This window comes from Microcystis sp. M53603_WE2, assembly GCF_030065435.1.
Genome location: NZ_JASJFF010000672.1, coordinates 1 through 2,402 on the forward strand (window position 1 = coordinate 1; position 2,402 = coordinate 2,402).

Sequence of the window (2,402 nt, forward strand, 5' to 3'; positions counted from 1 at the left end):
CCTCTGCTCTTTCTTCTTCTTTAAGAGCTTTTTGTAAGTTTTTCTTTTCTTCTAAGTCTAGGAAATCTTTGGCTGGCATAAGTAGGATTTTTCTCAAGTTACTATTTCTATTTTAGGTGGTTTAAGTGCGTTTTAGCTTAGTAGTTTCGGGCATGGATACTCCTTGAGAGGTGGTGACAGGATTGGGAATTTGGGCGACGGGGATTACCGGTTCGCTAGTTGCGGCACTCAGTTCGAGATTTTGGCGTTGAGCCTCAGGGGTTTCGGGCGTACCACCGCAGCCACAGCCCGATGCTTCTACTGTTGCTTGGGTTTCCACAGATTCGGACATGGTTTCTCCTGTTAGTTGTTGAATTGCCCCAGAAATGTTCAACACTCCGGCTAAACATTTTGGTTCATTTTCGCTGTCGGCATATTGGCAGGGGAGCGCGCTTTTTAGTATCGCTTCCCGGACTGCGTGAGGATTGGGGGTTTCTCCTCGCTGCACCTGCAAGCTGAGTAATAGGGCGGCTACTCCGGCCACAATGGGCGCGGCGAAGCTGGTCCCACTCAGTTGCACAGTCCCGCCGCCTGGTTTTGCCCCTAAGATGTTTTCTCCAGGGGCAAGGATGCCTTGACTTTGGTAGGTTTCCCCCCAATTACTAAAGTCGAGGGGATGCCCTCTAGCATCAACAGCACCCACCGCTAGGACGGCGGGAAGGGCTGCCGGAACTTGCAGGCATTCACAGCCATCATTGCCAGCAGCGGCAACGATAAGAATATTTCTCTCGTTACACATCTCGACGGCGCGAATTAGCCAGTCTTCGGCTTCTCCCATATCAGTGAGGGCACCGCCGCTAATATTAATCACTTTTGCCCCTTTTTCGGCGGCTTGTTCAATCGCCCTCGCTAAATCGAGTTGGGAGAGTTTGCGGTTATCGTCGGAGAAGACGGGTACGAGTAGGCCTCGACACTGGGGGGCAATGCCAGGGATTTCGCTGTTGGGTTGTCCGAAGATGAGGCTGGCAATATGGGTTCCGTGAGTGGACATTTGCCCCGCGGTGGCTTGATGCTGGACGAGGGTGGGTAAACGGGTTAGGTCTGCCCCGTTAAAACAGGAGTGGTTAGTGTCAACTACACCATCGAGAATGGCGATGGTTATTTCTGATGCGCCTTGGGTTTGTTTTTGTAGTTCTTTTAGTCCTGGAATCGAGAGAATTTGAGTCATTTTATTAATGATTAGTGAATCAGAGTAAGTTAGGTGAAAAATGAGGTTAAAAATTAAGTTTAATAAACCCGATCATGAGTACCAATATCAATTAGAATGATTACTTCTTTTTGCTCCTTATCATTAGTTTCTGGTCTTTCTAAAGAAAATATAATTCTACAATCATAACCACAAGAACAAGCTTTTAGTCCTAATAATTTTCCTTGTAATGAATGAGTGGCTAACTGAGGGGTAAAAATATCTTCTTGCATTAGCTTTAATGTTTCAATAATTTTTTGTTCAAGTTGAGCATTACGCTTGACAAATTTACGAAATGACCGTTTAAACTTCTGTGTTGCAATAATCTCTTTCATTCATCTTCTGTTAATAGGGTTTTTAATTCATCAATAATATCTTCTAAAGGTTGCGGTTTTAATTCTCCTCTTTGAAAAGCTTCCCTCGCTTCTTTAGCATTTCGGGCTATTTCGTCTCGATAGGATTCTATCATTTGATTTTTGACAATTTCTATTAACATTTCTCTCTGTTCAATAGGTAGTTCATTAACTGTCATAAGAGCTTGTTCTAATGTCATCATAATTTATCCTCTCTTGATTGTTGTAATAGGTTTAACGGTAGCTGTAATCTTGGTATTTCCTGTCGTCAAAAAATGGGTAATTCTAAACTTTGTAGGGGTTCTAATTCATGTTTTTTTGATTCTCTTTTGGTTTTCATCATGGTAAATCCGACCTAATTGCTCTTGATTCTCCATCGTACTACCTCTTTTTTGCCGAGTCAATAGTTTTTGAGTGAATTTGTGTTAAGTTTTTGTTGAAATCATTTTCTCCGGGAGAAAAACCTACTTTTAGTCCTAGAATAGTTGGGAGGTTAGTCATTAGTAATTTTCTCAGCTATTTGTAATAGTTTTGGCGAGGGCAAAGGTTTATTTTCTTGAGTATATATATCTACCAAATCTTCTCAAACTTCTTGGGCATTATCAATGGCTTCTTGATAGGTGTTGCCGTGAGTGCGAGCGTATTTTCCCCATTCGGGTAAACTGGCAATATAGGCATTATCTGGTTCTTCGTTACTTGGTATGGTTCGATAGGGGGGCATAAATCGACTAAATCCTTATCTGGCAAGAGACTTAATTGATTAGTTCGCTCTAGATAAAAAACAATTGACAAAAATCGCTAAATGCCTTTCTCTATAAGGGTTC

General features: G+C 42.3%; 4 protein-coding genes. All 4 read right to left on the reverse strand.

All coding sequences use genetic code 11. The annotated features are described in order from the left end of the window. Positions 1 to 121: 121 nt before the first annotated feature. Positions 122 to 1,207: a S8 family serine peptidase gene (locus tag PX481_RS14545; RefSeq protein ID WP_288024166.1), complete on the reverse strand. Its 1,086-nt coding sequence runs from the start codon at positions 1,205 to 1,207 to the stop codon at positions 122 to 124. A gap of 59 nt (positions 1,208 to 1,266) precedes the next feature. Next, complete coding sequence (locus PX481_RS14550) at positions 1,267 to 1,560, reverse strand: type II toxin-antitoxin system RelE/ParE family toxin (protein WP_002762741.1); 294 nt, start codon at positions 1,558 to 1,560, stop codon at positions 1,267 to 1,269. After that, a complete protein-coding gene (locus PX481_RS14555) occupies positions 1,557 to 1,781 on the reverse strand; it encodes a hypothetical protein (RefSeq protein ID WP_002762738.1) in 225 nt (74 codons plus the stop codon). The genes PX481_RS14550 and PX481_RS14555 overlap by 4 nt, the downstream gene beginning before the upstream one ends. 380 nt (positions 1,782 to 2,161) lie before the next feature. Then, a complete protein-coding gene (locus PX481_RS30165) occupies positions 2,162 to 2,299 on the reverse strand; it encodes a type II toxin-antitoxin system HicB family antitoxin (protein WP_502888558.1) in 138 nt (45 codons plus the stop codon). Positions 2,300 to 2,402 lie beyond the last annotated feature (103 nt).

Coding starts and splice junctions, on each gene's coding strand:
- PX481_RS14545 (WP_288024166.1), bottom strand. CDS start 1,207: ATGACTCAAATTCTCTCGATTCCAGGACTAAAAGAACTACAAAAACAA.
- PX481_RS14550 (WP_002762741.1), bottom strand. CDS start 1,560: ATGAAAGAGATTATTGCAACACAGAAGTTTAAACGGTCATTTCGTAAA.
- PX481_RS14555 (WP_002762738.1), bottom strand. CDS start 1,781: ATGATGACATTAGAACAAGCTCTTATGACAGTTAATGAACTACCTATT.
- PX481_RS30165 (WP_502888558.1), bottom strand. CDS start 2,299: ATGCCCCCCTATCGAACCATACCAAGTAACGAAGAACCAGATAATGCC.